Below are 26,497 nucleotides of genomic sequence, written 5' to 3' on the forward strand. Positions count from 1 at the left end.
CGCGGGCCGCCTGTTGAACGTGACCTGCAGATGGTCGCGCGTCGCGGGCGGTGCCGGTAGTCGGCCGTTCGGCTAGTGCGTGGCGGCGCGTGCGGTGCGCGTGGCGCGCGGCTTGAAGAGCTTGACCGTGCGGACGGCCTGGTCGTCGCTGCGCATCACTTCGAGCATCACGTCGCCGATTTTCAGGCACACGTCGTCTTCCGGGATTTCCTCGAGGATTTCGAGAACCAGGCCGTTCAGCGTCTTCGGCCCGTCGGTCGGCAGCTTCAGGTGCAGCCAGCGATTCAGTTCGCGCAGCGGCATGCTGGCCGAGACGATGCATTCGCCGTTCTCGTCCCAGCCGCCCGCGCGCTCGCTGCGCGGCATCGACGTCGTGAATTCGCCGATCAGCTCCTCGATGATGTCCTCCGGCGTGACGAGCCCTTCGAGCTCGCCGTACTCGTTGACGACGAGCGCGGTGCGATGTCGGCTCTCCTGGAAGAACTGGAGCTGCTGGACCACCGGCGTGCCCGACGGCACGTAATACGGCTCGGCAAGCAGCGTGCGCAGCGTTTCGCGGTCGAAATCCTGGTTGTGCAGCGCGGTCAGCGTCTTGCGAACGTGCAGCACGCCGAGCACCTTGTCGATGTCGCCTTCATAGACGACCAGCTTGTTGTGATAGCAGGTCTCGAGCTGGTGGAGGATGTCGTCGAGCGGCGCGTAGAAGTTGAGCGACTCGATCTGGCGGCGCGGCACCATCACGTCGTCGACCGTGATGTTCTCGAGGTCGAACAGGTTGAGCAGGATGCTGCGGTGCTTGGTCGGCATGAAGCTGCTCGACTCGAGCACGATGGCCCGCAGCTCGTCGGCCGACATCCGCTGGTCGCGGCCTTTCTTCGTGTTGATGCGCAGCAGCCACAGCACGCCGTTTGCGAGCGCGTTGACGAACCAGACGACCGGCTTGAACACGCGCATCAGCGGGGCGATCACGAGGCTCGCGGGCAGCGCGATGCGTTCGGGGAAGGTCGCGCCGACGATCTTCGGCGCGATTTCCGCGAACACGATGATCAGGAACGCGACGATGCCGGTGGCGATCGACAGTGCGAGATTGTTGCGGCCGAACGTATGCAGCGCCAGCGACGTCGTCAGGACCGGGATGATCGTGTTGAACAGGTTGTTGCCGATCAGGATCACGCTGAGCAGCAGGTCAGTGCGCGTCAGCAGGCCCTGCGTGGTTTTCGCCCCGAGCGCGCCCTGGCCGGCGAGATGCTTCAGCCGATGGCGATTGAGCGCCATCATCGCGGTCTCGGAAATGGAAAAGAAGCTGGAACAGAGGAGAAGCAGGAAGACGGCGCCGATTTGCGCCCATAAGGGAATTTGGTCCACGCGTCGGAAAGGGCAGTGAAGGACAGGAATGGAGGGAATATAGCAGAGGCCGGCGACCGCGATGTGTCGCGCACGACACGACGGACTCGCGGCGGCCGGACGAAAAAAAACCGTGCACGCAGTGCACGGTTTTTACAAATCTGGTCGGGGTGAGAGGATTCGAACCTCCGGCCTCTACGTCCCGAACGTAGCGCTCTACCAGGCTAAGCTACACCCCGATTTGGACTCTTCCGATTTCGCAGTCTTCTTCAAGACCGCTGCGTCGTCGAGCAAGAACATAACTATAACGATGTTTTTTCGAAAAGGGAATACCTTTGCGAAGAAAATTTTCGAGACAGATGAAGATCCGTGTCGAAAGTGCGTCGTCGCGCGGTGGCGGCGACGCACGTCACGCGCTTACGACTGCCGCGACGTCGAGTACGAGCACAGCGCGAGCAGGCTTTCCTTGTAGATCGAATCCGGGAATGCGGCGATCGCTGCTGCTGCCGCCTGCGCTTCCTGGCGCGCGCATTCCAGTGTGTGATCCAGTGCGCCCGAGCGCGTGATCGCGTCGAAGATCGTATCGAAGCGATCGGTGCCGCCCTGTTCGATTGCCTCGCGGGCCAGCGCCGATTGCTCGGGCGTGCCGCGCTCGATCAGATAGATGAGCGGCAGCGTCGGCTTGCCTTCGCGCAGGTCGTCGCCCGCGTTCTTGCCCATTGCCTCGACGGTGCCCGCGTAGTCGAGCCAGTCGTCCATGATCTGGAACGCGGTGCCGATCCGGCGGCCGTATTCGGCCGCGGCGGCCTCGGTCGGCGCATCGGCGCCCGCGAGCACCGCACCCAGGCGAGCCGACGCCTCGAACAGCTTGGCGGTCTTGTAGCGGATCACCTGCATGTAGCGCGTTTCGTCGACGTCCGCGTCGTGCATGTTGAGGAGCTGCAGCACCTCGCCTTCGGAAATGATCGTCGTTGCTTCGGACAGGATTTCCATCACGCGCATCTTGCCGACGCCGACCATCATCTCGAACGAGCGCGAGTAGAGGTAGTCGCCTACCAGCACGCTCGCGGCGTTGCCGAACAGCGCGTTGGCGGTCTGGCGGCCGCGGCGCAGCTCGGATTCGTCGACGACGTCGTCGTGCAGCAGCGTGGCCGTGTGGATGAACTCGACGACGGCGGCCAGCACGTGCCGCTGGTGCGAGGTCTCGCCGAGCGCGCCGGCGACGAGCAGCAGCAACGCCGGACGCAGCCGCTTGCCGCCCGCGCCGATGATGTACTCGGCGATCTGGTTGATCAGCAGGACGTCGGACGCGAGGCTTTGCCGGATAACGCGATTCACCTGCTCCATGTCACTCGTGATCGGAGCGAGCAGGTGGGCGGCGCTGAGGGTGGGGGAGGCGGTGGACGACGACATGATGATGGAATTGGGTGATGCGGCGGATTATAAGTCGAATCCGCGATCTCCCGGTCTGTCGCACTCGCCGCAGTAGTGAATTTGGCCATCCGGCCAGGGCCCGCACACGGCAATCCGTACGGTAATCGTCGATCGGTTTTGACTTCGTTGCTAACCCCATGTATAATCACGTGTTTTCCGCGCGTGGTGTGCGGAAAAATTGGATCCAGAGTGAGGTTCTCAATGTACGCGGTCATAAAAACCGGCGGCAAGCAGTACAAGGTTGCCGTTGGCGAAAAACTCAAAGTAGAACAGATACCGGCTGACATTGACGCTGAAATCACGCTCGACCAGGTTCTCGCAGTGGGCGAAGGCGAATCGATTAAGTTCGGTACGCCGCTGGTCAGTGGGGCTTCCGTCAAGGCCACCGTTGTGTCGCACGGTCGTCATGCCAAGGTCACCATCTTCAAGATGCGTCGCCGGAAGCACTACCAAAAGCACGGCGGCCACCGCCAGAACTACACTGAGCTGCGCATCGACGCGATCAACGCGTAAGCGCCTCGGTAAAGGAGCAATCAGATGGCACACAAAAAGGCAGGCGGCTCTTCCCGGAACGGCCGCGACTCCGAGTCGAAACGTCTCGGCGTGAAAGTGTACGGCGGCCAGGCAATCAATGCCGGCGGCATCATCGTGCGTCAGCGCGGCACGCGCATGCACGCAGGCGAGAACGTCGGCATGGGCAAGGATCACACCCTGTTCGCGCTGGTCGACGGTCACGTCAAGTTCGCGACGAAGGGCGCGGACAAGAAGCATCTGGTCATCGTTGTCCCGGCGGCTGCCTAAGTTCAGGCACCCACGGGCTTCGTAGCCGAAAGGCCCCGCAGTCTTCGCGGGGCCTTTTTTTATTTGGCCGCCGGACGCGTGTGCGTTCCGGCGACTATCGCGCAACCGGCGTACGATCGGCCGAATGGCAGATTGTTCAAGCGCGCCGGTGCGCGGCACAATAGCGGAAATACTGGGCGGAGTGACGAATGAAGTTCATTGACGAAGCACGAATCGAAGTCATCGCCGGAGACGGAGGCGATGGCAGTGCGTCGATGCGCCGCGAGAAATTCGTCCCGTTCGGCGGGCCGGACGGCGGCGACGGCGGCCGGGGCGGTAGCGTCTATGCAATCGCCGACCGCAACATCAACACGCTGATCGACTACCGTTACGCGAAGAAGCATCTGGCGCGCAACGGCGAAAACGGCCGCGGCTCGGATTGCTACGGCAAGGGCGGCGACGACGTCACGCTGCGCATGCCGGTCGGCACGATCATCAACGACATGGATACCGGCGAGCTGATCGCCGACCTGACCGAGCACGACCAGCAGGTGATGCTCGCGCAGGGGGGCGCCGGCGGGCTCGGCAACCTGCATTTCAAGTCGAGTACGAACCGCGCGCCGCGCCAGAAGACGGACGGCAAGCCCGGCGAGCGCCGCATGCTGAGGCTCGAGCTGAAAGTGCTGGCCGACGTCGGTCTGCTCGGCATGCCGAACGCGGGCAAGTCGACGTTCATCTCGTCGGTGTCGAACGCGAAGCCGAAGATCGCCGATTACCCGTTCACGACGCTCGCGCCGAATCTCGGCGTGGTGCGCGTCGGCCCGAGCAAGAGCTTCGTGATTGCCGACATTCCGGGGCTGATCGAGGGCGCCGCCGAAGGCGCGGGCCTCGGCCATCAGTTCCTGCGTCACCTGCAGCGCACCGGCGTGCTGCTGCATCTCGTCGATCTCGCGCCGTTCGACGAAAGCGTCGATCCGGTCGCGGAAGCGACCGCGATCGTCGGCGAACTGCGCAAGTATGACGAGGCGCTCTACGAGAAGCCGCGCTGGCTCGTGCTCAACAAACTCGACATGGTGCCGGAAGACGAGCGCAAGGCGCGCGTCGCGGATTTCCTGGAGCGCTTCGGCTGGGACGGCCCCGTGTTCGAGATTTCGGCGCTGACGGGCCAGGGCTGCGAAGCGCTGTGCTACGCGATCTACGACTATCTCGCCGAACATTCGGACGCGCATCGCGAGGCGGAGGCGGAAGATCTCGCGGCGGACGTGCGTTTCCGCGACACGCCGCCCTCGAGCGGCGGTGCGACGCCGGGCGACGACGCCTGAGCGGTCCCGGAGTGCGCCGGGCGTGTTGCCCGGCGTCGGCGTTCAATCGCGCATCAGATACAGGAGACACGGCAGGATGCGTTCGATCATCGCGGATTCGAAGCGATTGGTGGTGAAGGTGGGCTCCAGCCTCGTGACCAACGACGGCAAGGGGCTCGATCATGCGGCAATCGGCCGCTGGGCGGCCCAGATTGCCGCGCTGCGCGCACAGGGCAAGGAGGTCGTGCTGGTCAGTTCGGGCGCGATTGCCGAGGGGATGCAACGGCTAGGCTGGAGCAAGCGGCCGCGGGAAATCGACGAGCTGCAGGCCGCCGCCGCAGTCGGCCAGATGGGGCTCGCGCAAGTCTACGAGAGCCGCTTCACCGAGCACGACATCCGCACCGCGCAGATCCTGCTCACGCATGCCGACCTGGCGGACCGCGAGCGTTACCTGAACGCGCGTTCGACGCTGCTCACGCTGCTGAGGCTCGGCGTCGTGCCGATCATCAACGAGAACGACACGGTCGTCACCGACGAAATCAAGTTCGGCGACAACGACACGCTCGGCGCACTCGTCGCGAACCTGATCGAAGGCGATGCGCTGATCATCCTGACCGACCAGTCGGGGCTGTTCACGGCCGATCCGCGCAAGGATCCGGGCGCGACGCTCGTTGCCGAAGCCAATGCCGGCGCACCGGAGCTCGAGGCGATGGCGGGCGGCGCGGGCTCGAGCCTCGGCCGTGGCGGCATGCTGACGAAGATCCTCGCGGCGAAGCGCGCGGCACACAGCGGCGCGAATACGGTCATCGCGAGCGGCCGGGAGGCCGATGTGCTCGTGCGTCTGGCGGCCGGCGAGCCGATCGGCACGCAGCTGATCGCGCGTACCGCGCGGATGGCGGCGCGCAAGCAGTGGATGGCCGACCATCTGCAGGTGCGTGGCCATGTCGTGATCGATGCGGGCGCGGTCGAGAAGCTGACGGCCGGCGGCAAGAGCCTGCTGCCGATCGGCGTGACGGGCGTGCAGGGCGCGTTCGCGCGCGGCGAGGTCATCGCGTGTGTCGGCCCCGACGGGCGTGAAGTGGCGCGCGGGCTGACGAACTACAGCAGTGCGGAGGCGAAACTGATTCATCGCAAGCCGAGCGGCGAGATCGAATCCGTGCTCGGCTACATGCTGGAACCCGAACTGATCCACCGCGACAACCTCGTGCTGGTATGACCCTGCGTTCCGGTGTCCGTCGCCACATGAAAAAGCCCGCTTGATGCGGGCTTTTTCATTCGAGCGGGGTGAGCGGGCGGGCGGCCTTGCGCACCGTCAGCGCAACTGCGTCATCGCGGTGCGATGGAACCGGATGTTCTCCAGGATCTGCCGGGTCGAGCCCTGCGGCATCTTGTTCGCGCAGAAGTAGTCCTGATAGAGCGCGGAATGGTAGGCGTTCAGCTCGCCGTTCTCGATGCGCTGCCAGTCGTTCTCGACCGTGCGATCCCAGCCGTCGTGGTCGGAATTCAGGGCGGCGTACTGACGCCATTCGTAGGTGTCGCAGCGGATGCCCTCGTAATTCACGTTGCGCGCGCCGGCGGGGCTCGTGACGACAACCGCGTAGCGCACGACGCCATCGGTGCCGACCGCGAGCGACTTCGCGTCGACGAAGAACTTGAGCGGCGTGTTCTGCGATACGTTGAACGGCAGCAGGTCGCCCGCCTGCGGCAGCGGCGGCAGCGAGTCGACCGCGTTTTCCTTCCAGTTGCCCTGGCGGTCCAGCAGATACACGAACGCGCTGTCATCCTTGTTGGTGGGCGTCTTCGAATTCGCGCAACCTGCCAGCGTGGCCGCCGCGGCAATCGATGCGAGCGCGAGAGCAATCGCTTTCAATATGCATTCCTCGTAAAAAAAGGGCGCGACACCAAGGTCGCGCCCGGTCATGCAGTTCGATTCGTCATTTGCCGACGATCAGGTGGGGCGGCATCGCGTCGAGCGTGCTCGCTTCCACTTCGATCTCCGAACAGACTATCGATGTGTCGACAATCGTCAGCGTTTGCTCGGACGATGCGCCAATGACGCGCGGATAGCGCGACAGACGCGGCCCGCGCGGCTTCTCGGCTCGCTGCGCCGGGCGGCGCAGGAAGCGCGACAGTTCCGTCAGCGCCAACTGATAGACATCCCGCTTGAACTCGATCACCGCATCGAGCGGCACCCAGTACTCGTTCCAGCGCCACGCATCGAACTCCGGGTGGTCGGTCGCGCGCAAGCAAATGTCGCAATCGCGTCCAACCATCCGCAGCAGGAACCAGATCTGCTTCTGGCCGCGGTAATGACCGCGTACCTCGCGCTTGATGAACTTGTCAGGCACCTCGTAACGCAACCAGTCGCGGGTGCGGCCGATTATCTTGACGTGTTCCGGATGCAGGCCCGTTTCCTCGTGCAGTTCCCGGTACATCGCCTGCATGGGGGTCTCGCCATACTTGATCCCACCTTGAGGAAACTGCCAGGAGTGCTCGCGGAGCCGCTTGCCCCAAAACACCTCGTTGCGCGCGTTCAAGAGGATGATGCCGACGTTCGGGCGAAAGCCTTCACGATCCAGCATACAACCACCTTCGAATCCTTTAAAATTGCTTTGATTATAAACAGATAACGGGCGCTGCGCACCGTGACGGAGCGAATCCGCGCGAGGCGTGCCGGTTGAATTGTCCCTGATTAGTCTGCTAAGTCATCTGCGCCATCGCCGTTCGTCGCGCGCAGCTTTTTCTCCTTGAAACTTTTTCGGGCGCCCCGCCTGGGGGCGCCGTTTTTGGAACCGTCCGCATGAAAGCTTCCCGTTTCTTTATCGGCACCCTGAAAGAAGCTCCCGCCGACGCGGAGATCGTCAGCCACAAGCTGATGGTCCGCGCCGGCATGATCCGCCGCGTCGCCGGCGGCATCTATAACTACCTGCCGGTCGGCCTGCGTTCGATTCGCAAGGTCGAGGCGATCGTGCGCGAGGAAATGAACCGGGCGGGCGCCATCGAGCTGCTGATGCCGGCAGTGCAGCCGGCCGAGCTGTGGCAGGAATCGGGCCGCTGGGAGCAATACGGCCCCGAGCTGCTGCGCTTCAAGGACCGCAAGGACAACGACTTCGTGATCGGGCCGACGCACGAGGAAGTCATCACCGACATCGCGCGCAACCAGATCAAGAGCTACCGGCAGATGCCGGTGAACTTCTACCAGATCCAGACGAAGTTCCGCGACGAGATCCGTCCGCGCTTCGGCGTGATGCGCGGCCGCGAATTCATCATGAAGGACGCGTATTCGTTCGACAAGGACGCGGCGGGCCTGAACGAGTCGTATCGCAAGATGTACGACGCGTACGTGCGCATCTTCACGCGCCTCGGCCTGGAGTTCCGTGCGGTCGCGGCCGACAGCGGCTCGATCGGCGGCAACTTCTCGCATGAATTCCACGTGATCGCCGACACCGGCGAGGACGCGATCGCGTACTGCCCGACGTCCGAATTCGCGGCGAACGTCGAGGCGGCCGAAGCGCTGCCGCTGACGCACGAGCGCGCGGCGCCGTCCGAAGCGATGGCGAAGGTCGCGACGCCCGGCAAGGCGAAGTGCGAAGCCGTGGCCGAGCTGCTGGCGATCCCGCTCGAGCGCACGATCAAGTCGATCGTGCTCGCGACCGACAACGAAGGCGCCGAGCCGACCATCTGGCTCGTGATGCTGCGCGGCGATCACGACCTGAACGAGATCAAGGTGTCGAAGCTGCCGGGCCTGAAGAACCACCGCTTCGCGACCGAGCAGGAAATCGTCGAGTGGTTCGGTACGCCGCCGGGCTACCTCGGCCCGGTCGGCACGAAGAAGCCCGTGAAGGTGATCGCGGACCGCACGGTCGCGAACATGAGCGACTTCGTCGTCGGCGCGAACGAGGTCGACTATCACATCGCGGGCGTGAACTGGGGCCGCGATCTGCCGGAGCCGGACGTTGCCGACGTGCGCAACGTGCAGAAGGGCGATCCGTCGCCGGACGGCAAGGGCGTGATCGACATCTGCCGCGGCATCGAGGTCGGCCACGTGTTCCAGCTGGGCACCAAGTACTCGGAAGCGATGGGCGCGACGTTCCTCGACGAATCGGGCAAGCCGCAGCCGATGCTGATGGGCTGCTACGGCGTCGGCGTCACGCGTATTCTCGGCGCGGCGATCGAACAGAACTTCGACGACCGCGGCATCATCTGGCCCGAGTCGATCGCGCCGTTCGAGGTCGTGCTGTGCCCGATGGGCTACGACCGCAGCGACATGGTGCGCGAGGCGGCCGACAAGCTGTACGTGGAACTGTCCGCGGCCGGCATCGACGTGATCCTCGACGATCGCGGCGAGCGCCCGGGCGTGATGTTCGCCGACTGGGAGCTGATCGGCGTGCCGCATCGCCTCGTGATCGGCGAGCGCGGCCTGAAGGAAGGCAAGATCGAGTACCAGGGCCGCCGCGACACCGAAGCGACGCTGCTGCCGGCCGACGCGGCCGCGGCGACGGTTGCGGAGAAGATCCGCGCCGCGCTCGCGCGCTAAGCGCACCGACCGGGGAACGCGGTGGAATACACCTTCCTGTCGGCCACCGTGCTCCTGGTGCTGATCACCGATCCGCTCGGCAACATCCCGCTGTTCATTTCGGCCATGCGGGATGTGCCGCGCGAGCGGCGCGTGAAGCTGATCCTGCGTGAAGTGGGGATCGCGTTCGTGATCCTGCTGTTCTTCATGGTGGTCGGCGACCGCTTCCTGCGGATGATGAGCCTGACCGACCTGTCGCTGCGGCTCGGCGGCGGGATCGTGCTGTTCCTGATCGCGCTGCGGATGATCTTCCCGCATCCGGACGGCGCGCTCGGCAACGATCCGCGCGCGGGCGGCGAGCCGTTCATCGTGCCGCTCGCGATTCCGGCGCTGGCCGGGCCGTCCGCGCTCGCGACGGTGATGCTGCTGACGTCGCAGGCGCCGGGCAAGATGCTCGAGTGGGTCGGCGCGCTGACGGTCACGATGATCGTCTGCGCGGTGACGCTGGTGCTGGCAGAACGGATCCAGCAATGGATCGGCGAGCGGACCGTCGCGGCGTTCGAGCGGCTGATGGGCCTCGTGCTCGTCGCGATCTCGGTGGAAATGATGCTGGGCGGTATCCGCGCGTTCGTACACCAGTTGTAGGGCCGGGCGGCGCGCGCCCACGAAAGAAAGCGGCGCTCCGGGATGCCGGAGCGCCGCTTTTCATTTGTCTGGCGGGCAGCGGGGGCTCAGACGTTCGCGGTGAGCGCGCGGATCGTCGGCAGGTTGCGCCAGTAGCCCTTCGCATCCATCCCGCAGCCGAACACGTAGCGGTCCGGCACCGAGAAGCCGCAGAAATCGGGGTGCAGCGGCTTCGCCTTCGCGAGCGTCTTCTCGCACAGCACGGCCGACATGAAGCGCTGCGCGCCCATGTCGAGGATGCGGTCGCGGATCGCGGCCATCGTCTCGCCTTCGTCGAGGATGTCGTCGAGCACGAGCACGATCCGGTCCTTCACCGATTCGCGCGGCGCGACGCGCCAGTGCATTTCCGGGCTGCCCTGCGTCGTGTTGCGGTAGCGGGTCAGGTGGATGTAGTCGAATTCCAGCGGGAAATCGAGATGCGGCAGCAGCATCCCGGTAAACACCGCGGCGCCGCCCATCACCGAGAGAACGAGCGGGAACGCATCGCCGATCTCGGCGCGGATCGCGTCGGCCATCCGGGAGATCGACGCGTTGACGGCGTCGGCCGAGACGATCTCTTCGGAGTGGTCGAAAATGTGGAGGGCTTCTTCGCGGTTCATGTGTTCAGGCGGGCAGTCGGTATACAAATAAGAATGAAGCAGAACGGCCGGCGAGCGCTACAGCAAAAACCCGCGCGCCGGCCGGCGGGCGGAATCAGCGCATGCCGGGCATCATGCCCTTCAGGCCGCGCATCATCTTCTGCATGTTGCCGCCCTTCAGCTTCTTCATCATCGTACGCATCTGGTCGTACTGGTTCAGCATCCGGTTGACTTCCTGCACCGGCACGCCCGCGCCGGCTGCAATGCGGCGCTTGCGCGTCGCCTTGATGATTTCGGGTTTCGCGCGCTCGGCGGGCGTCATCGAGCTGATGATGCCTTCCATCCGGCGGATCTGCTTTTCGGCCTGGCCCATGTCGGCGCCGGCGGCCGCCTGCTGGAATTGCGCAGGCAGCTTGTCCATCAGCGACGACAGGCCGCCCATGTTCTTCATCTGCGAGATCTGCGCGCGGAAATCGTTCAGGTCGAAGTCGCCGCCTTTCTTGACCTTGTCTGCGAGCTTCTGCGCGGCCTGCACGTCGACGCCGCGCTGTGCCTCCTCGACGAGCGCGAGGATGTCGCCCATGCCGAGGATCCGGTTCGCCATCCGGTCGGGGTGGAATACCTCGAGGCCGTCGAGCTTTTCGGCGACGCCGACGAACTTGATCGGCTTGCCGGTGACGTGGCGCACCGACAGTGCGGCGCCGCCGCGCGAATCGCCGTCGAGCTTGGTCAGCACGACGCCGGTGAGCGGCAGCGTGTCGTTGAATGCCTTCGCGGTGTTGACCGCGTCCTGGCCGAGCATCGCGTCGACGACGAACAGCGTCTCGGCAGGCTTCAGCGTGGCGTGCAGCGCGGCGATCTCCTGCATCATCGCCTCGTCGATGCCGAGGCGGCCGGCCGTGTCGACGATCAGCACGTCATGGTAGTGGCGCTTCGCCCAGTCGACGGCCGCGAGTGCGATGTCGACGGGCTTCTGGTCGGGCGTGGACGGGAAGAAGTCGGCGCCGACCTGTTCGCTCACCGTTTTCAGCTGCATGATGGCGGCCGGGCGATACACGTCGCACGACACGGTCAGCACCTTCTTCTTGTACTTCTCGCGCAGCAGCTTCGCGAGCTTGCCGGCGGTCGTGGTCTTGCCGGCGCCCTGCAGGCCGGCCATCAGGATCACGGCGGGCGGCGTGACCGCGAGGTTCAGCTCGGCGGCCTTGCCTTCGTAGTCGCCGCCGATCACGGCGGTCAGTTCCTTCTGGACCACGCCGACGAGCGCCTGGCCTGGCGACAGGCTGCTGATCACTTCCTCGCCGAGCGCCTTTTCCTTGACCTTGGCGATGAATTCGCGGACGACCGGCAGCGAGACGTCGGCCTCCAGCAGCGCGAGACGCACCTCGCGGAGCATCTCCTGCGTGTTCGCCTCGGTAAGCCGGGCCTCGCCGCGCAGCGTCTTGACGACGCGCGCCATCCGTTGAGTGAGATTGTCGAGCATGGGGAGCGATGGACAGTGGGGCCCGAAGGCGCGGCGGAACCGAATAAAGGGAGCCGTCGCGGGAAGGGGGCCTAGTGTAAACTTCGAACATGGATATTGTACTGTATGCCCTCACCGCATTCCTGTACGGCGGTCTCGCCGTCGCCGGCTGGCGCGCGCACCGCCAGGGCGGGACGCCGCTCGTCGCGAGCGTGCCGGCCGTGCCGGTTCCCGCGTCAGCCGCGTCAGGGATGAGCGGAGCCGGCCGCGCGCTGCTGTTCGCCGCGCTCGTCGCGCACGGCGTGCTGCTCCACATGACGATCTTTCCGAACGACGCGATGGTGTTCGGCTTCGCGTTCGCGCTGTCGGCGATGTTCTGGCTCGGCGCCGGCATCTACTGGATCGAGAGCTTCTTCTTCCCGCTCGACAGCCTGCGCCTGCTGGTGCTGCCGCTGGCGTGCGGCGCGTCGCTGCTGCCGCTCGTGTTCGGCGGCGTGCGGGTGCTTCCTTATGCCGCAGCGCCGCTGTTCAAGCTGCATTTCCTGATCGCCAACATCGCCTACGGCCTGTTCGCGATCGCCGCGCTGCACGCGATCCTGATGCTGCTGGTCGAGCGGCGCCTGCAGTCGCTGAGAGGCGGCGGGCGCGCCGGCTCGACGGGCTGGATCGCGAGCTGGCTCGAAACGCTGCCGCCGCTGCTCACGCTCGAGAAGCTGCTGTTCCGCCTGATCGGCGCCGGCTTCGTGCTGCTCACGCTGACGCTCGCGTCCGGCATCCTGTTCAGCGAGCAGGTCGACGCACGTGCGCTGCGGCTCGATCACAAGACCGTGTTCGCGATCCTGTCGTGGCTGATGTTCGGCGGCCTGCTGGTTGCGCGCAAGACGTCGGGCTGGCGCGGGCGCGGTGCCGCGCGCTGGGTGCTCGTGTCGTTCGCCGCGCTGCTGCTCGCGTATGTCGGCAGCCGGTTCGTTTTCGAGGTGCTGCTGCACCGTTCCGTGGTTTGACCGCAGGTTTCCGATGCGACAGATTCTTCTCCTGATTCTTCTTTTCTTCGCGGGTTCGTGGCTCGCACGCAAGCTGCGCCAGGCCCAGGAGCAGGCGCAGGCGCGTACCGGCCGCGGCGCCGGTTACGACGGCGCGTCCGGCGCCGGCGGCGCGGCGCGCCCGAACGGCGACGCGCGGTCGCTGCCCGAACCGATGGTGCGTTGTGCCGAATGCGGCGTGCATGCGCCGAAGGGCGATGCCATCGCCGCGGGCGACGAGTACTTCTGCAGCGCCGAGCACGCCCGGCGCCACGCGGCGCGATGAGCGGCGCGACGCTGCTGGCGGTCGACCCGAACGGCTGGGTGCGCGAGGCGCGCCACGCGCCGTCGCCGAATTTCGAGGCGCGGCCCGCGGGCGCGGTGCCGACGCTCGTGGTCGTCCACAACATCAGCCTGCCGCCCGGCGAATTCGGCGGCGACGCGATCGAGGCGCTGTTCCTGAATCGCCTCGATTGCGATGCGCACCCCTATTACCAGAGCCACCTGCGCGGCGTGCGCGTGTCCGCGCATTTCCTGATCCGCCGCGGCGGCGAACTCGTGCAGTTCGTGTCGTGCGACGAGCGCGCGTGGCACGCGGGCTCGTCCGAGTTCTTCGGCAGGCCCCGCTGCAACGACTTCTCGATCGGCATCGAGCTCGAAGGCGCGGACGACGTGCCGTTCGACGACGCGCAGTACGCGATGCTCGCCGCGCTCTGCCGCGCGCTCGCCGCGCACTATCCGGTCGACGCGTTTGCGGGGCACTCGGACATCGCGCCGGGCCGCAAGACCGACCCGGGCCCGCATTTCGATTGGCAACGCTTTGCGAGCGATGGCGGCTTTCCCGCCGGATACTTTCCTTTCCGTCAGCACTGATCGCGGGGTTTTTTGATCGGAGAAAGTTTTTTCCCCGACCAATGCCTTGTCGTGTCTGCGCGTGCGCGATGTCAAGACCTCCATCGCAAATTAACCGTTTGGACGTCCTCCGAATGTCCACTATACTTGGTGCCAGTTGAGCAGTTCTGCACTAGATATAGTGTGTGTCGCAGGGGAAACCCGAGCGGCGCCAGCCGGCGGTCAGTGCCGGCGGACAGGGTTCTCAGGGCGGCGCGTCAGGCCGGCGGTCCGGGCGTCGCGATCAGCGCAGCGAATTTCGGCGGGGCAGGGTACACATGACGAGGCACACGACCGGATCGGTTGTCGCGCATCGGCCGAACCGGCTCCCCCGGCGCATCGCTCGCCTCTTACCGCTCGCGCACCGCGTTGCGCAGCGTTCGTTTTAATCCGCGGTTCTCTCCGCACCATCCAACACCAGGAGCTTTGCACATGCAAACCACCGACAACGCGACGTCCCAGTACGAGAGCGCCTCGAGCCGTCCGCTCGGCGGGACCGAACAGGGCGCGAAGGCGCTCGCGCCGCAGGCCACGTTTGCCGACTACAAGGTGATCCGCCGCAACGGCAGCGTCGTGTCGTTCGAACCTTCGAAGATCGCGATCGCGGTGACCAAGGCTTTCCTGGCTGTCAACGGCGGGCAGGGTGCGGCATCGGCGCGCGTGCGCGAACAGGTCGAGCAACTGACGCAGAACGTCGTGCGCGCGCTCGTGCGCAGCCGCCCGAACGGCGGTACGTTCCATATCGAAGACATCCAGGATCAGGTCGAACTCGCGCTGATGCGCGGCGGCGAGCACAATGTCGCGCGTGCGTACGTGCTGTATCGCGAGAAGCGCCACCTCGAGCGCCAGAATGCGGGCGAGGAAGCGGTGGCAGCAGGCGGCGAATCGAACGCCGCCGGCATCAACGTCGTCGACAACGGCGTCACGCGTCCGCTCGACCTGAACGCGCTGCGCGCGCTGATCGTGTCGGCGTGCGATGGCCTCGGCGCTGCGGTTAACCCTGACCCGATCGTCGCGGAGACGGTGAAGAACCTGTACGACGGCGTGCCGATGAGCCAGGTCTACGACTCGGCGATCCTCGCTGCGCGCACGATGATCGAAAAGGATCCCGCGTACAGCCAGGTCACGGCCCGCATCCTGCTGCACACGATCCGTCGCGAGATCCTCGGCGAGGAAGTGGTGCAGGCCGAGATGCCGGCCCGCTACTCGGAGTATTTCCCGCAGTTCCTGAAGCGCGGCGTCGACGCCGGCCTGCTCGACGACAAACTGCTGCAGTTCGACCTGAAGCGCCTCGGCGAAGCGCTCGACGCGAACCGCGACCTGCAGTTCGGCTACCTCGGCCTGCAGACGCTGTACGACCGCTACTTCCTGCACGTCGACGGCGCCCGCATCGAAATGCCGCAGGCATTCTTCATGCGTGTCGCGATGGGCCTGTCGCTGAACGAGATCGACCGCGAAACGCGCGCGATCGAGTTCTACAACGTGCTGTCGAGCTTCGACTTCATGAGCTCGACGCCGACGCTGTTCAACTCGGGCACGCACCGCTCGCAGCTGTCGTCGTGCTACCTGACGACGGTCGCGGACGATCTCGACGGCATCTATGAAGCGCTGAAGGAGAACGCGCTGCTGTCGAAGTTCGCCGGCGGCCTGGGCAACGACTGGACGCGCGTGCGCGCACTCGGCTCGCATATCAAGGGCACGAACGGCAAGTCGCAAGGCGTGGTGCCGTTCCTGAAGGTCGTCAACGACACGGCCGTCGCCGTCAACCAGGGCGGCAAGCGCAAGGGCGCGGTCTGCGCGTACCTCGAATCGTGGCACCTCGACATCGAGGAGTTCCTGGAGCTGCGCAAGAACACCGGCGACGATCGCCGCCGTACGCACGACATGAACACGGCGAACTGGATTCCCGACCTGTTCATGAAGCGCGTGATGGAAGGCACGGACTGGACGCTGTTCTCGCCGTCGACCTGCCCGGACCTGCACGACAAGTTCGGCGCGGAATTCGAGGCGGCTTACACGGCTTACGAAGACAAGGTCGCGCGCGGCGAGATCAAGCTGTTCAAGAAGATCCCGGCGCAGCAGCTCTGGCGCAAGATGCTCGGCATGCTGTTCGAGACGGGCCACCCGTGGATCACGTTCAAGGATCCGTGCAACGTGCGCTCGCCGCAGCAGCACGTGGGCGTCGTCCATTCGTCGAACCTGTGCACGGAAATCACGCTGAACACGAGCGACTCCGAAATCGCGGTGTGCAACCTCGGCTCGGTGAACCTCGTCGCCCACCTGGTGAAGCAGGCCGACGGCAGCTACGCGCTCGACCACGACAAGCTGAAGCGCACGGTCCGCGTCGCGATGCGCATGCTCGACAACGTGATCGACATCAACTACTACGCGGTGGCGAAGGCGCGTAACTCGAACCTGAAGCACCGCCCGGTCGGCATGGGCATCATGGGCTTCCAGGACTGCCTGCACCTGCTGCGCACGCCGTACGCGTCGGACGCGGCAGTCGAGTTCGCCGACCGTTCGATGGAAGCGGTCTGCTACTACGCGTATTACGCGTCGACCGAGCTGGCCGAAGAGCGCGGCCGCTATTCGAGCTACCGCGGCTCGCTGTGGGATCGCGGCATCCTCCCGCAGGACACGCTGAAGCTGCTGACGGAAGCGCGCGGCGGCTACGTCGAGGTCGACACGTCCGAGTCGCTCGACTGGACGACGCTGCGTTCGCGGATCGCCGCGCACGGCATGCGCAACTCGAACTGCGTCGCGATCGCGCCGACGGCGACGATCTCGAACATCATCGGCGTGTCGGCGTGCATCGAGCCGACCTTCCAGAACCTGTACGTGAAGTCGAACCTGTCGGGCGAATTCACGGTGGTGAACGAGTACCTCGTGCGCGACCTGAAGGAGCGCGGCCTGTGGGACGAGGTGATGGTCGCCGACCTGAAGTACTTCGACGGCATGCTGTCGCGCATCGACCGTATCCCGGCCGACCTGCGCGCGATCTACGCGACCGCGTTCGAAGTCGACCCGACGTGGCTGGTCGAAGCCGCATCGCGTCGCCAGAAGTGGATCGACCAGGCGCAGTCGCTGAACATCTACATGGGCGGCGCATCGGGCAAGAAGCTCGACGAGGTCTACAAGCTCGCATGGCTGCGCGGCCTGAAGACGACCTACTACCTCCGCACGATGGCGGCGACGCACGTCGAGAAATCGACGGTGGCGCACGGCGCGCTGAACGCGGTGCCGACGAACGGCGGGTCGGGCAGCGGCGGCGCGCAAGGCGCGGCAGGCGGCTTCGGCGCGGCGGGTGGCGATGCGTCGTCGGGTGCGATCAACGCGGCACCGGCACTCGCGCCGGTCGAGGCCGACGGCCCGGTGTGCACGATGCGTCCGGGCGATCCCGGCTTCGACGAGTGCGAAGCGTGCCAGTAACGCAGTGCGCCTGACCTGAAGAAGGTTCGGGCGGCGCACACGACGACCGATCGAGGTTGAAGTGTGCGCCGCTCTCAACTAAAAAAATGATAAGGAATCTGTAACGCGGCACCTGCGTTGCAGGCAGTGACGAGCGATCGAAACGTCCCCGACGATGTCGTGTTTCGATCAGCGTTCGATGCGTCGAGCGCACCTCGCGATACACGCGCGACTCGCATCGCGCGCTGCATGAACGACGATGCGTTGCTCAAAGTGTTGTATCGAGGTCGCAACGCGAATCGAAAAAAGGATTTTTCGTGAGCGAACCCTTTTATCGCTCAGGAAAAGATGGTACAAACCGTTCTAAATTGATGGTGAGAATTTATGCTCAACTGGGATGACGAGAAGACTGCCGTAACTCCCGCGAGCGGGGCGCAGCAAAACGCGATGCGCACCTCCGCCGGAATGGCTGTCGGAACGCAGGCAGCAGCGCCTGCCGCCCATCAGGTCCGCGACATTTTCGAAGGCGATCTTGCGGTGCCGCCGCAAGCATCGGCTGTTCCCGCCGGCGGTTCGGAAGCGCGGGTCAATGTCGCCGACAAGCGCATCATCAACGGCCAGACTGACGTGAATCAGCTGGTGCCGTTCAAGTACAAGTGGGCGTGGGAAAAGTATCTGGCCGGTTGTGCGAACCACTGGATGCCGCAGGAAATCAACATGTCCCGCGACATCGCCCTGTGGAAGGACCCGAACGGTCTGACCGAGGACGAGCGCCGCATCGTGAAGCGCAACCTCGGCTTCTTCGTGACGGCCGATTCGCTCGCGGCGAACAACATCGTGCTCGGCACGTACCGCCACATCACGGCGCCCGAGTGCCGGCAGTTCCTGCTGCGCCAGGCGTTCGAGGAAGCGATCCACACGCACGCGTACCAATACATTGTCGAATCGCTCGGTCTCGACGAAGGCGAGATCTTCAACGCGTACCACGAGGTCACGTCGATCCGCGCGAAGGACGAATTCCTGATCCCGTTCATCCACACGCTGACGGATCCGGCCTTCAAGACCGGCACGCTCGAAGCGGATCAGAAGCTGCTGAAGTCGCTGATCGTGTTCGCCTGCATCATGGAAGGCCTGTTCTTCTATGTCGGGTTCACGCAGATCCTCGCGCTTGGCCGCCAGAACAAGATGACGGGTGCTGCAGAGCAATATCAGTACATCCTGCGCGACGAGTCGATGCACTGCAATTTCGGCATCGACCTGATCAACCAGATCAAGCTCGAGAATCCGCATCTCTGGACCGCGGAATTCCGCGCCGAGATCCGCGAGCTGTTCAAGCAGGCTGTCGAACTCGAATACCGCTACGCCGAAGACACGATGCCGCGCGGCGTGCTGGGTTTGAACGCGTCGATGTTCAAGAGCTATCTGCGCTTCATCAGCAACCGCCGTTGCCAGCAGATCGGCCTCGATCCGCTGTACCCGAACGAGGAAAACCCGTTCCCGTGGATGAGCGAGATGATCGACCTGAAGAAGGAACGCAACTTCTTCGAGACGCGTGTGATCGAGTATCAGACGGGGGGCGCGCTGTCCTGGGAATAACCCGCAGCAGCGAACCCGTCACATGATGGAGCAGCCGGTGGCCTCTCGGCCCCGGCCCAAGGTTTAGGAGCAAGAACGCCTGATGCAAAGCATGCCCGGTGCCTTAACGGCCCAACGATACGACAGGCACTTTGCGAACCCTTCAGTGGGATGGGCAAACTTCCCTCCGGAAAAAGCGGACGGCCGTGTGGCGGTCCGCTTGATCAAGCGATTAGGGGTAGCGGCGCGAGGTGCGCCGGCTACCGACTTGATTTGGCGCGCGAGGCCGGGCGGTCACGCGCGCCATACCGTATTCATTAGCGTAAGCGCGTGGTATCCGCGTACGCCGATGAATAGCCCGCTTCGAAGCGCACGTCCTGAACAGCGTCCGCGGGAAGCGGGTTTTGACGAAGGGTGTAGTTTGAACTGACTCTCATCTGAACCTGAAGGAGAACAACATGGTTACCGCCAAGAAGAAACCGGCTGCTAAGAAGGTTGCTGCAAAGAAGACCGTTGCGAAGAAGGCTGCTGCTCCGGCGAAGAAGGCCGCTGCAGTGAAGAAGGTCGCGGTGAAGAAGGTTGCCGCGAAGAAGGCAGCACCGGCCAAGAAGGCCGCGGTGAAGAAGGTCGCAACGAAGAAGGTTGCAGCGAAGAAAGTCGCGGTGAAGAAGGTTGCCGCGAAGAAGGCAGCACCGGCCAAGAAGGCCGCAGTGAAGAAGGTTGCAGCGAAGAAGGTCGCAGTGAAGAAGGTTGCTGCGAAGAAGGCAGCACCGGCTAAGAAGGCTGCTGCGAAGAAGGCCGCGCCTGCTGCGAAGAAGGCTGTCGCGAAGAAGGCTGCGCCTGCTGCGAAGAAGGCCGCTGCGAAGAAGGCTGCCGCTCCGGCGAAGAAGGCCGCTGCGCCGAAGGCTGCTGCTCCGGCGAAGAAGGCTGCTGCACCGAAGGCTGCTGCTCCGGCGAAGAAGGCTGCTGCACCGAAGGCTGCCGCTCCGGCGAAGAAGGCTGCTGCGCCGAAAGCTGCCGCTCCGAAGGCTGCCGCTCCCGCAAAGAAGGCCGCTGCACCGAAGAAGGCCGTCGTGAAGAAGGCTGCGCCGGCAACGACCGCGTCGACCGCATCGGTTGCGCCGGCATCGGGCGTGAAGACCGCGCTCAACCCGGCAGCGGCATGGCCGTTCCCGACCGGCAGCCGTCCGTAATCGAGGCTGACCAGCACTACCCGGGCACTCACGTGGTGTCCGTGGGTTGAGTAGCGCTACTCAATCGATCCCGCCATCTGGCTCAGGTGGCGGGATTTTTTTTCGCCCGCATTCGAGCGTGCGCCGGGTGCCCGTCTGCGGGCTGCGGCGAGCAGGGGCGAAAAAAAACGCATGTGCAGCTTCGCACATGCGTTCGACCGCGGCTTGCGCCGCGTGCTGAGGATACCGGTTAGTGCGTGACGCGCGTGACGCCGCCGCTCGACAGCAGTCGCACACGCTCGCCTGCGCGGAACGCTTCGCCGCTGGCGGCCTGCGTGATCGAGCGCAGATCGCCGTTGTCGAGGCGCACGGTGATTTCGACACCGTTCGCCGTGCTGAGGTTTTCGCCGACCGCGTTGCCCGCGACCGCACCCACGAGACCGCCGGCGATTGCCGTCAGGATCGATCCCTTGCCGCCGCCGATCGCGCTGCCTGCCACCGCACCGAGTGCGCCGCCGCCGATCGTGCCGATCGCGGCGCCGCCGCCGTCGGACTGGATGCGAACCGCGCGGACGCTTTCGACCGTGCCCATGCGGACCGTCTGTTCGCGCTGCGCCTGGCCGACGCTATAGACGTCGGCCGACCCGGGCGGCGTGAAGCAGCCGGCGAGCGTCAGCGAGGCCGTCAGCATGGCCGCGAGCGTGAGGGTCTTTTTCGTCAACATCTTTGCTCTCCCACAAAATTCATTCGAGACTGTAACCGAAGGCAGCCTCGAAGCGCGCGTCGATCTCGGCGCGCGTCAGTACGTAAGTCTGGGGCCCCTGGTGGGCGATCTTGAGCGAGCCCATCAGGCTCGCGAGGCGGCCCGTGGTTGCCCAGTCGAGGCCATTCTCGATGCCGTACAGCAGGCCGCCCCGGAAGGCATCGCCGCAGCCGGTCGGATCGACGACGCGCTCGGCACCCACGACGGGAATCTGTTCTTCGCCGTTCTTGTGAAGAATGGTGGAGCCGTGCTCGCCGCGCGTGATGATCAACGCCTGAACCCGGCTGGCGATTTCCTGTTCGGACCAGCCCGTCTTGTCGCTGACGAGCTTGCCTTCGTAATCGTTGACCGCGACGAACGTCGCGAGTTCAATGATGCGGCGCAGCGTCGCACCGTCGAACAGCGGCAGGCCCTGGCCCGGATCGAAGATGAACGGAACGCCGGCCTTCGCGAACTGCTCGGCGTGCTGGACCATGCCGTCGAAGCCGTCCGGCGCGACGATGCCGAGCTTCACGCCCGCGACGTCGTCAGCACGGTTCAGGTGCGACTGCATCATCGCGCCGGGGTGGAAGGCGGTGATCTGGTTGTTGTCGAGATCGGTCGTGATCATTGCCTGCGCGGTGTGCGTATCGGGCACCACGCGCACGTTTGCCTTCGACAGGCCGAGGCTGTCGAGGCGTTCGAGATACCGGTCGGCATCGTTCGCGCCGACCGTCGCCATGATGCGGGCGTCGCCCCCGAGCATGTGCAGTGCGTAAGCGATGTTCCCCGCGCAGCCGCCGAATTCGCGACGCATCGTCGGCACCAGGAAGCTCACGTTGAGAAGGTGAACCTGGTCGGGCAGGATGTGCTCGCGGAAGCGACCTTCGAAGGTCATGATGTTGTCGTAGGCGAGCGAGCCGCAAATCAGCGTAGTCAAGGCGTACGTTCCTGTAGAGAACAAAGGGAAGCGGCCGCCCGGCCGGCGCGCGAACGGCCCGTCGTCGGGCTTCGCGCGGCAGGGCCGGGCGGCAGCGGGATTACTTCAGCGCGGCGAGCGCGGCGTCGTAGTTCGGCTCGTCCTTGATTTCGCCGACGAGTTCCGCGTGGATCACCTTGTCCTGCGCGTCGAGCACCACGACCGCGCGTGCGGTCAGGCCGTTCAGCGGGCCGCTCGTCACGTCGACGCCGTATGCGTTCGCGAACGCGCGGCCGGTGCGGAACGTCGAAGCCGTCACGACGTTCTCGAGGCCTTCGGTCGTGCAGAAGCGCGTGGCGGCGAACGGCAGGTCGGCGGACACGACGACGACGACCGTGTTGTCGAGCGACGATGCGGCTTCGTTGAACTTGCGGGTCGACGTCGCGCAGGTCGGCGTGTCGAGGCTCGGCACGATGTTCAGCACCTTGCGCTTGCCGGCGAAGCTGGCGAGCGACAGGTCGGCGAGATCCTTGCCGACCAGCTTGAAATCGGCGCCCTGGGCGCCGACAGTCGGGAACGTGCCGGCGAGATCGATCGGGTTGCCACCCAGCGTAACTTTGCTCATGTTCGTGCTCCGAAATAGCGCGCCGCTCGGGCGCGCGGGTTGAGACGGGCGCGCATGCGCGCGCCGCGGCGCGTCAAGGATAGAAGATCTGGACGCGGAAATTCGAGGCGGGCGTGCCGTTCGTTTCGAGGCGGACGACCATCGTCTGCGTCGTGCCGGGCGGCAGCCCGGCGTCGATCGGCGTGCCCGGGCGCACGTAGTCGCGCGGCGCGAGCACGCGGCGCACGGTTACGTGACTGGTGTCGTCGAGCAGCGTCAGTTCGAGCGACGGGTACGCGAGCGCAACGCGGTAGCGGTTCGTCAGCGGCACCTTCAGCTCGAGTTCTCGCGGGCCGTCGAGCTGGCGCAGGTCGGTTGCGTCGAGCCGCAGGCCGTCGATCGCGCGCGGCGGCGCGACGGTGCAGCCGAGCGGCGCGCAGGCCTGCCGGAACCAGCCCAGCGTGGCGGGCCAGCGGATCATCAACGCCTCGCGCTGCCACCACGCGAGCTGGGCAACGAGCAGCACGGCCAGCGCGGCGGCGACGAGGCCGCCGAAAAAGCCGCCGAGGATCCCGCGTCGCTGCGGTGCGCGCGTCTCGCGCGTGACGGCGAAGTGCGGGCGATCGTCGTCGGTCAGCGCAGCCGGAAACGGTGCGGCCGGCGTGTCGGCTGCCGCGGTTGTGGCTGTGTCGCGACGCGCGGCGGCGGTTTCGGGTGCCTGTTCGATGGCGGCCGGCGACGGCGTGAACGCGAATCGCGGTTCGCGCGGCGCGCGTTCGTCGTCCGGCAATGTGAAGCGCGCGGAGCCGACGGGTTCGGCTGCTTCGTGCGCGGTGTCTGCTTCGGGCGGAAGGTGGGCGACGAAGCGCGGTTCACGTGGATCGCGCTCCACGGGCGACTGAGCGGACTGAGCGGATTGAGCGGACTGAGCGGACTGAGCGGACTGAGCGGACTGAGCGGACTGAGCGGACTGAGCGGACTGAGCGGACTGAGCGGACTCAGCGGACTGAGCGGACTCAGCGGACTCAGCGGACTCAGCGGACTCAGCGGACTCAGCGGACTGAGCGGACTCAGCGGACTCAGCGGACTCAGCGGACTCAGCGGACTCAGCGGACTCAGCGGACTCAGCGGACTCAGCGGATGCTTCGGTATCTTGATGGATCCGCGCCGACGGCGATTCGGCCAATTGCGCGACGGAGGAGGCGGCCGGCGCGGCCGCGGACGGGGCGAACGGCGCGGCCGAGGCCGACAGGTGGACGACGCCGGCTTCCGTGGGCGGGAGCGCGACCGGCACGAGCGGCGCGGTACGCACCGTCCGCACGTTGTGCTGCAGAGCCGGATCGACGCCGGCATCGAGCCAGGGCGCCCACATGTCCCAGTGTTCCGGCTCGTAATCGGTGTCGGCAGGAGATCCGGCCGGCGCAGCGGAAGTGAACAGGCGGGCCGGCGGAGCGGGATGGTGTACCTCGCCGTCGTCCGGCTCGCCGGCCGGTTCGGTCACGGTCGGTTCGGGTTGCTGCGCGTGCTCGGGTACGAGCGACTCGGACGCGTTGAAGACTTCGTGGCAATGCCCGCAGCGCACGAGCCCGTGATGCAGCGAGAGCTGTTCCTGCTGCAGCCGGAAGACGGTTTCGCAATGAGGACAGCGCGTCGCAAGAAGCATGTCGAGCCGGGCGGCCTGCAGGCCAGAGTGAAGGACAGCGCTATTCTAATGGCTTTCCCGCCGCGTTCCGGCGAGGCATACCCAACCTTCGTGTTCGCGCCAGACCGAGATGTCGACGTAGCGTGCATAGACGGCCGCCACCTCGTCCGCCTGGCGTGCCAGCACGCCCGACAGCGCGATACGCCCGCCCGGTTTGACCTTCGAGGCAAGCATCGACGCCATCAGCTTCAGCGGATTCGACAGGATGTTCGCGACGACGATGTCGAATTCGCCGTCCGGGCACGCATCGGGCAACCCGTACGTGACTTCCGCGCGGTTGCGTTCGCTGTTCTGCCGCGCCGACTCGACCGCCTGCGGATCGATGTCGATGCCGATGACGGGGTTCGCCCCGCATTTCCTCGCGAGGATCGCGAGAATGCCCGAGCCGCAGCCGTAGTCGAGCACCGACTGGCCGGACTTCACCGACTGCTCGAGCCATTCCATGCAAAGACGCGTGGTCGGGTGGCTGCCGGTGCCGAACGCGAGGCCGGGGTCGAGCTCGAGGACGAGTGCATCGGGATCGGGCGCGTCGTGCCACGACGGCACGACCCAGATCCGTTCGCCGATCGGGATCGGCTCGAACTGCGACTGCGTGAGCCGCACCCAGTCCTGTTCCTCGACTTCGCGCACGGTGAACCCGGGCGTCTCGGCGATGCCGATCTCGTTCGCGGCCGCCGTGAGCAGCACGGCCGGCTCGTGGTCGGCCGACAGCAGCGCGACCACGCGCGAGTGCTGCCACGCGGTGCGGTCCGGCACGAGGCCGGGCTCGCCGAAGAGCGGCTGTTCGTCGGGCGTGTCGGCGTCGGCGTCCTCGACGGACACCGACAGCGCGCCGAGTTCGAGCAGCGCGTCGGACAGCGCCTCCGCATGCTCGCGGGCCAGTTCGACGACGAGTTCGCGATAGCTCATGCTTACGCTTCTTCCGGTGCGACCTGCTGCTTCTGCGCGAGCCGGTTTTCGAGGTAATGGATGCTGGTGCCGCCTTCGACGAACTTCGAATCGATCATCAGCTCGCGGTGCAGCGGGATGTTGGTCTGGATGCCTTCGACGACCATTTCCGACAGCGCGATGCGCATCCGGCTGATCGCCTGCTCGCGCGTCGCGCCGTAGGTGATCAGCTTGCCGATCATCGAATCATAGTTCGGCGGCACGAAATAGCCATTGTAGGCGTGCGAGTCGACGCGCACGCCGGGGCCGCCCGGCGTATGCCAGGACGTGATGCGGCCGGGCGACGGCGTGAACTTGAACGGATCTTCGGCGTTGATCCGGCATTCGATCGCATGTCCGCGGAACTGGATGTCGCGCTGGCGCAGCGTGAGCTTCTCGCCGGCCGCGATGCGGATCTGTTCCTGCACGATGTCGACGCCCGTGATCAGCTCCGATACCGGGTGTTCGACCTGCACGCGCGTGTTCATCTCGATGAAGTAGAACTCGCCGTTTTCGTACAGGAACTCGAACGTGCCGGCGCCGAGGTAGCCCATCTTCTTGCAGGCGTCCGCGCAGCGGTCGCCGATGCGGTCGATCAGGCGGCGCGGGATGCCCGGCGCCGGTGCTTCCTCGATCACCTTCTGGTGGCGGCGCTGCATCGAGCAGTCGCGCTCGCCGAGCCAGATCGCGTTCTTGTACGCGTCGGACAGCACCTGGATCTCGATGTGACGCGGGTTCTCGAGGAACTTTTCCATGTACACCTGCGGGTTGCCGAACGCACGGCCGGCTTCCTCGCGGGTCATGTTGACCGCATTGACGAGCGCGGCCTCGGTGTGCACGACGCGCATGCCGCGCCCGCCGCCGCCGCCGGCCGCCTTGATGATGACCGGATAGCCGACCGCGCGCGCAATCTTGACGATCTCCTTCGGATCGTCCGGCAACGCGCCTTCCGAACCCGGCACGCACGGCACGCCGGTCTTGATCATCGTCTGCTTGGCGGTGACCTTGTCGCCCATCATGCGGATCGTTTCCGGGCGCGGGCCGATGAACGTGAAGCCCGACTGCTCGACGCGCTCAGCGAAATCGGCGTTTTCCGACAGGAAGCCGTAGCCGGGGTGGATCGCCTCGGCGTCGGTGACTTCCGCGGCGCTGATCAGCGCCGGCATGTTCAGGTAGCTCAGGTTCGACGGAGCCGGGCCGATACAGACGGCTTCGTCCGCGAGGCGCACGTACTTGGCTTCCTTGTCGGCTTCCGAGTAGACGACCACCGTCTTGACGCCGAGCTCGCGGCACGCGCGCTGAATGCGCAGCGCGATTTCACCGCGGTTGGCAATGAGGATTTTTTCAAACATAGCGAGTATTCGTCTCTTCGAGGGGCGCGCGAACGGCGCCTGGCGAGCATCGGCGGCGCGCGGCCCGCAGGCCGCGCGGCGGGC

The 26,497-nt window shown here is 65.5% G+C and carries 25 protein-coding genes and 1 tRNA gene; 13 read left to right on the forward strand and 13 right to left on the reverse strand.

The annotated features are described in order from the left end of the window. Positions 1-72: 72 nt before the first annotated feature. The 3 genes from GQ57_RS12910 to GQ57_RS12920 form a co-directional block, all read right to left on the reverse strand. Positions 73-1,365: an HlyC/CorC family transporter gene (locus GQ57_RS12910; protein ID WP_031398934.1), complete on the reverse strand. Its 1,293-nt coding sequence runs from the start codon at positions 1,363-1,365 to the stop codon at positions 73-75. Between the two features lie 141 nt (positions 1,366-1,506). After that, positions 1,507-1,583: transfer RNA gene (locus tag GQ57_RS12915), tRNA-Pro, on the reverse strand. Between the two features lie 178 nt (positions 1,584-1,761). Next, positions 1,762-2,757, reverse strand: coding sequence for a polyprenyl synthetase family protein (locus GQ57_RS12920; RefSeq protein WP_031398933.1), 996 nt, complete (start codon positions 2,755-2,757; stop codon positions 1,762-1,764). 222 nt (positions 2,758-2,979) lie between these two features. On the opposite strand from GQ57_RS12920, the gene rplU reads away from it, so the two are divergent. The 4 genes from rplU (at position 2,980) to proB (ending at position 6,075) form a co-directional block, all read left to right on the forward strand. Further along, positions 2,980-3,291 carry a 50S ribosomal protein L21 gene (rplU, locus tag GQ57_RS12925; protein ID WP_006025184.1) on the forward strand — a complete coding sequence of 104 codons (312 nt, stop codon included), beginning with the start codon at positions 2,980-2,982 and terminating at the stop codon, positions 3,289-3,291. Positions 3,292-3,315: 24 nt separating this feature from the next. Beyond that, entirely contained in the window at positions 3,316-3,579 is a 264-nt protein-coding gene (gene rpmA / locus GQ57_RS12930; RefSeq protein WP_006476999.1) for a 50S ribosomal protein L27, read from the forward strand. Positions 3,580-3,767: 188 nt separating this feature from the next. Beyond that, positions 3,768-4,880 (forward strand): GTPase ObgE, encoded by a 1,113-nt coding sequence (gene obgE, locus GQ57_RS12935; protein WP_034198051.1) that lies wholly within the window; start codon positions 3,768-3,770, stop codon positions 4,878-4,880. 76 nt (positions 4,881-4,956) lie between these two features. Next, positions 4,957-6,075, forward strand: a complete 1,119-nt coding sequence (proB, locus tag GQ57_RS12940) for a glutamate 5-kinase (RefSeq protein WP_034198052.1) — start codon at positions 4,957-4,959, stop codon at positions 6,073-6,075. A gap of 96 nt (positions 6,076-6,171) precedes the next feature. Here the strand turns inward: proB and GQ57_RS12945 are convergent, their stop codons facing one another. Both GQ57_RS12945 and GQ57_RS12950 read right to left on the reverse strand, forming a co-directional pair. Beyond that, positions 6,172-6,780: a CNP1-like family protein gene (locus GQ57_RS12945; RefSeq protein WP_034198053.1), complete on the reverse strand. Its 609-nt coding sequence runs from the start codon at positions 6,778-6,780 to the stop codon at positions 6,172-6,174. A 13-nt stretch (positions 6,781-6,793) separates the two neighbouring features. Then, the gene (locus tag GQ57_RS12950) at positions 6,794-7,441 is read right to left on the reverse strand and encodes an RNA pyrophosphohydrolase (RefSeq protein ID WP_034198054.1); all 648 of its coding nucleotides are present in this window, start codon (positions 7,439-7,441) and stop codon (positions 6,794-6,796) included. A 218-nt stretch (positions 7,442-7,659) separates the two neighbouring features. Between GQ57_RS12950 and GQ57_RS12955 the strand changes: the two genes are divergently transcribed. Together GQ57_RS12955 and GQ57_RS12960 are read left to right on the forward strand one after the other, a co-directional pair. Next, the gene (locus tag GQ57_RS12955; RefSeq protein WP_034198055.1) at positions 7,660-9,396 is read left to right on the forward strand and encodes a proline--tRNA ligase; all 1,737 of its coding nucleotides are present in this window, start codon (positions 7,660-7,662) and stop codon (positions 9,394-9,396) included. Positions 9,397-9,417: 21 nt separating this feature from the next. Beyond that, positions 9,418-10,020, forward strand: a complete 603-nt coding sequence (locus GQ57_RS12960; protein WP_031398927.1) for a MarC family protein — start codon at positions 9,418-9,420, stop codon at positions 10,018-10,020. Positions 10,021-10,106: 86 nt separating this feature from the next. Here the strand turns inward: GQ57_RS12960 and GQ57_RS12965 are convergent, their stop codons facing one another. Both GQ57_RS12965 and ffh read right to left on the reverse strand, forming a co-directional pair. Further along, the gene (locus GQ57_RS12965; RefSeq protein ID WP_031398926.1) at positions 10,107-10,658 is read right to left on the reverse strand and encodes a hypoxanthine-guanine phosphoribosyltransferase; all 552 of its coding nucleotides are present in this window, start codon (positions 10,656-10,658) and stop codon (positions 10,107-10,109) included. A 94-nt stretch (positions 10,659-10,752) separates the two neighbouring features. Beyond that, positions 10,753-12,120 (reverse strand): signal recognition particle protein, encoded by a 1,368-nt coding sequence (gene ffh, locus GQ57_RS12970; protein ID WP_031398925.1) that lies wholly within the window; start codon positions 12,118-12,120, stop codon positions 10,753-10,755. Positions 12,121-12,209: 89 nt separating this feature from the next. Here ffh and GQ57_RS12975 point away from each other — a divergent pair, with 89 nt between their 5' ends. The 7 genes from GQ57_RS12975 to GQ57_RS39280 all read left to right on the forward strand — a co-directional run bounded on the left by GQ57_RS12975 (position 12,210) and on the right by GQ57_RS39280 (position 20,188). Next, positions 12,210-13,103, forward strand: coding sequence for a cytochrome C assembly family protein (locus tag GQ57_RS12975; RefSeq protein WP_031398924.1), 894 nt, complete (start codon positions 12,210-12,212; stop codon positions 13,101-13,103). A gap of 13 nt (positions 13,104-13,116) precedes the next feature. Continuing rightward, the gene (locus tag GQ57_RS12980) at positions 13,117-13,407 is read left to right on the forward strand and encodes a PP0621 family protein (protein ID WP_031398923.1); all 291 of its coding nucleotides are present in this window, start codon (positions 13,117-13,119) and stop codon (positions 13,405-13,407) included. Continuing rightward, complete coding sequence (gene ampD / locus GQ57_RS12985) at positions 13,404-13,994, forward strand: 1,6-anhydro-N-acetylmuramyl-L-alanine amidase AmpD (protein WP_031398922.1); 591 nt, start codon at positions 13,404-13,406, stop codon at positions 13,992-13,994. The genes GQ57_RS12980 and ampD overlap by 4 nt, the downstream gene beginning before the upstream one ends. 450 nt (positions 13,995-14,444) lie before the next feature. Next, positions 14,445-17,441: a ribonucleoside-diphosphate reductase subunit alpha gene (locus tag GQ57_RS12990; protein ID WP_031398921.1), complete on the forward strand. Its 2,997-nt coding sequence runs from the start codon at positions 14,445-14,447 to the stop codon at positions 17,439-17,441. Between the two features lie 363 nt (positions 17,442-17,804). Next, positions 17,805-19,016 carry a ribonucleotide-diphosphate reductase subunit beta gene (locus GQ57_RS12995; RefSeq protein ID WP_006758915.1) on the forward strand — a complete coding sequence of 404 codons (1,212 nt, stop codon included), beginning with the start codon at positions 17,805-17,807 and terminating at the stop codon, positions 19,014-19,016. Between the two features lie 82 nt (positions 19,017-19,098). Continuing rightward, a complete protein-coding gene (locus GQ57_RS39275; RefSeq protein WP_075122923.1) occupies positions 19,099-19,425 on the forward strand; it encodes a hypothetical protein in 327 nt (108 codons plus the stop codon). Between the two features lie 28 nt (positions 19,426-19,453). Continuing rightward, positions 19,454-20,188 (forward strand): histone H1-like repetitive region-containing protein, encoded by a 735-nt coding sequence (locus tag GQ57_RS39280; protein WP_031398920.1) that lies wholly within the window; start codon positions 19,454-19,456, stop codon positions 20,186-20,188. 229 nt (positions 20,189-20,417) lie between these two features. Here the strand turns inward: GQ57_RS39280 and GQ57_RS13005 are convergent, their stop codons facing one another. The 6 genes from GQ57_RS13005 to accC form a co-directional block, all read right to left on the reverse strand. Next, entirely contained in the window at positions 20,418-20,891 is a 474-nt protein-coding gene (locus GQ57_RS13005; protein ID WP_031398919.1) for a glycine zipper 2TM domain-containing protein, read from the reverse strand. A 19-nt stretch (positions 20,892-20,910) separates the two neighbouring features. Beyond that, a complete protein-coding gene (locus GQ57_RS13010; protein WP_031398918.1) occupies positions 20,911-21,849 on the reverse strand; it encodes a carbohydrate kinase family protein in 939 nt (312 codons plus the stop codon). Positions 21,850-21,949: 100 nt separating this feature from the next. Beyond that, a complete protein-coding gene (tpx, locus tag GQ57_RS13015; protein WP_031398917.1) occupies positions 21,950-22,453 on the reverse strand; it encodes a thiol peroxidase in 504 nt (167 codons plus the stop codon). A 73-nt stretch (positions 22,454-22,526) separates the two neighbouring features. Beyond that, a complete protein-coding gene (locus tag GQ57_RS39285) occupies positions 22,527-24,095 on the reverse strand; it encodes a zinc-ribbon and DUF3426 domain-containing protein (protein WP_034198056.1) in 1,569 nt (522 codons plus the stop codon). Positions 24,096-24,140: 45 nt separating this feature from the next. Further along, positions 24,141-25,043, reverse strand: coding sequence for a 50S ribosomal protein L11 methyltransferase (gene prmA / locus GQ57_RS13025; RefSeq protein ID WP_034198057.1), 903 nt, complete (start codon positions 25,041-25,043; stop codon positions 24,141-24,143). A 2-nt stretch (positions 25,044-25,045) separates the two neighbouring features. Further along, positions 25,046-26,413: an acetyl-CoA carboxylase biotin carboxylase subunit gene (accC, locus tag GQ57_RS13030; protein ID WP_031398915.1), complete on the reverse strand. Its 1,368-nt coding sequence runs from the start codon at positions 26,411-26,413 to the stop codon at positions 25,046-25,048. Positions 26,414-26,497 lie beyond the last annotated feature (84 nt).

This window comes from Burkholderia sp. MSh2 (genome assembly GCF_000731655.1).
GTDB lineage: Bacteria > Pseudomonadota > Gammaproteobacteria > Burkholderiales > Burkholderiaceae > Burkholderia > Burkholderia paludis.

Excerpts from the sequence above, each read along its gene's own strand:
- ffh (WP_031398925.1), bottom strand. The coding sequence starts at position 12,120 with ATGCTCGACAATCTCACTCAACGGATGGCGCGCGTCGTCAAGACGCTG.
- GQ57_RS39275 (WP_075122923.1), top strand. The coding sequence starts at position 19,099 with ATGCAAAGCATGCCCGGTGCCTTAACGGCCCAACGATACGACAGGCAC.
- GQ57_RS39285 (WP_034198056.1), bottom strand. The coding sequence starts at position 24,095 with ATGCTTCTTGCGACGCGCTGTCCTCATTGCGAAACCGTCTTCCGGCTG.
- GQ57_RS12995 (WP_006758915.1), top strand. The coding sequence starts at position 17,805 with ATGCTCAACTGGGATGACGAGAAGACTGCCGTAACTCCCGCGAGCGGG.
- GQ57_RS12990 (WP_031398921.1), top strand. The coding sequence starts at position 14,445 with ATGCAAACCACCGACAACGCGACGTCCCAGTACGAGAGCGCCTCGAGC.
- GQ57_RS13005 (WP_031398919.1), bottom strand. The coding sequence starts at position 20,891 with ATGTTGACGAAAAAGACCCTCACGCTCGCGGCCATGCTGACGGCCTCG.
- proB (WP_034198052.1), top strand. The coding sequence starts at position 4,957 with ATGCGTTCGATCATCGCGGATTCGAAGCGATTGGTGGTGAAGGTGGGC.
- GQ57_RS12950 (WP_034198054.1), bottom strand. The coding sequence starts at position 7,441 with ATGCTGGATCGTGAAGGCTTTCGCCCGAACGTCGGCATCATCCTCTTG.
- rpmA (WP_006476999.1), top strand. The coding sequence starts at position 3,316 with ATGGCACACAAAAAGGCAGGCGGCTCTTCCCGGAACGGCCGCGACTCC.
- rplU (WP_006025184.1), top strand. The coding sequence starts at position 2,980 with ATGTACGCGGTCATAAAAACCGGCGGCAAGCAGTACAAGGTTGCCGTT.
- obgE (WP_034198051.1), top strand. The coding sequence starts at position 3,768 with ATGAAGTTCATTGACGAAGCACGAATCGAAGTCATCGCCGGAGACGGA.
- tpx (WP_031398917.1), bottom strand. The coding sequence starts at position 22,453 with ATGAGCAAAGTTACGCTGGGTGGCAACCCGATCGATCTCGCCGGCACG.
- accC (WP_031398915.1), bottom strand. The coding sequence starts at position 26,413 with ATGTTTGAAAAAATCCTCATTGCCAACCGCGGTGAAATCGCGCTGCGC.
- GQ57_RS12945 (WP_034198053.1), bottom strand. The coding sequence starts at position 6,780 with ATGACCGGGCGCGACCTTGGTGTCGCGCCCTTTTTTTACGAGGAATGC.
- GQ57_RS12920 (WP_031398933.1), bottom strand. The coding sequence starts at position 2,757 with ATGTCGTCGTCCACCGCCTCCCCCACCCTCAGCGCCGCCCACCTGCTC.
- GQ57_RS12955 (WP_034198055.1), top strand. The coding sequence starts at position 7,660 with ATGAAAGCTTCCCGTTTCTTTATCGGCACCCTGAAAGAAGCTCCCGCC.
- GQ57_RS12965 (WP_031398926.1), bottom strand. The coding sequence starts at position 10,658 with ATGAACCGCGAAGAAGCCCTCCACATTTTCGACCACTCCGAAGAGATC.
- ampD (WP_031398922.1), top strand. The coding sequence starts at position 13,404 with ATGAGCGGCGCGACGCTGCTGGCGGTCGACCCGAACGGCTGGGTGCGC.
- prmA (WP_034198057.1), bottom strand. The coding sequence starts at position 25,043 with ATGAGCTATCGCGAACTCGTCGTCGAACTGGCCCGCGAGCATGCGGAG.
- GQ57_RS12980 (WP_031398923.1), top strand. The coding sequence starts at position 13,117 with ATGCGACAGATTCTTCTCCTGATTCTTCTTTTCTTCGCGGGTTCGTGG.
- GQ57_RS39280 (WP_031398920.1), top strand. The coding sequence starts at position 19,454 with ATGGTTACCGCCAAGAAGAAACCGGCTGCTAAGAAGGTTGCTGCAAAG.
- GQ57_RS12975 (WP_031398924.1), top strand. The coding sequence starts at position 12,210 with ATGGATATTGTACTGTATGCCCTCACCGCATTCCTGTACGGCGGTCTC.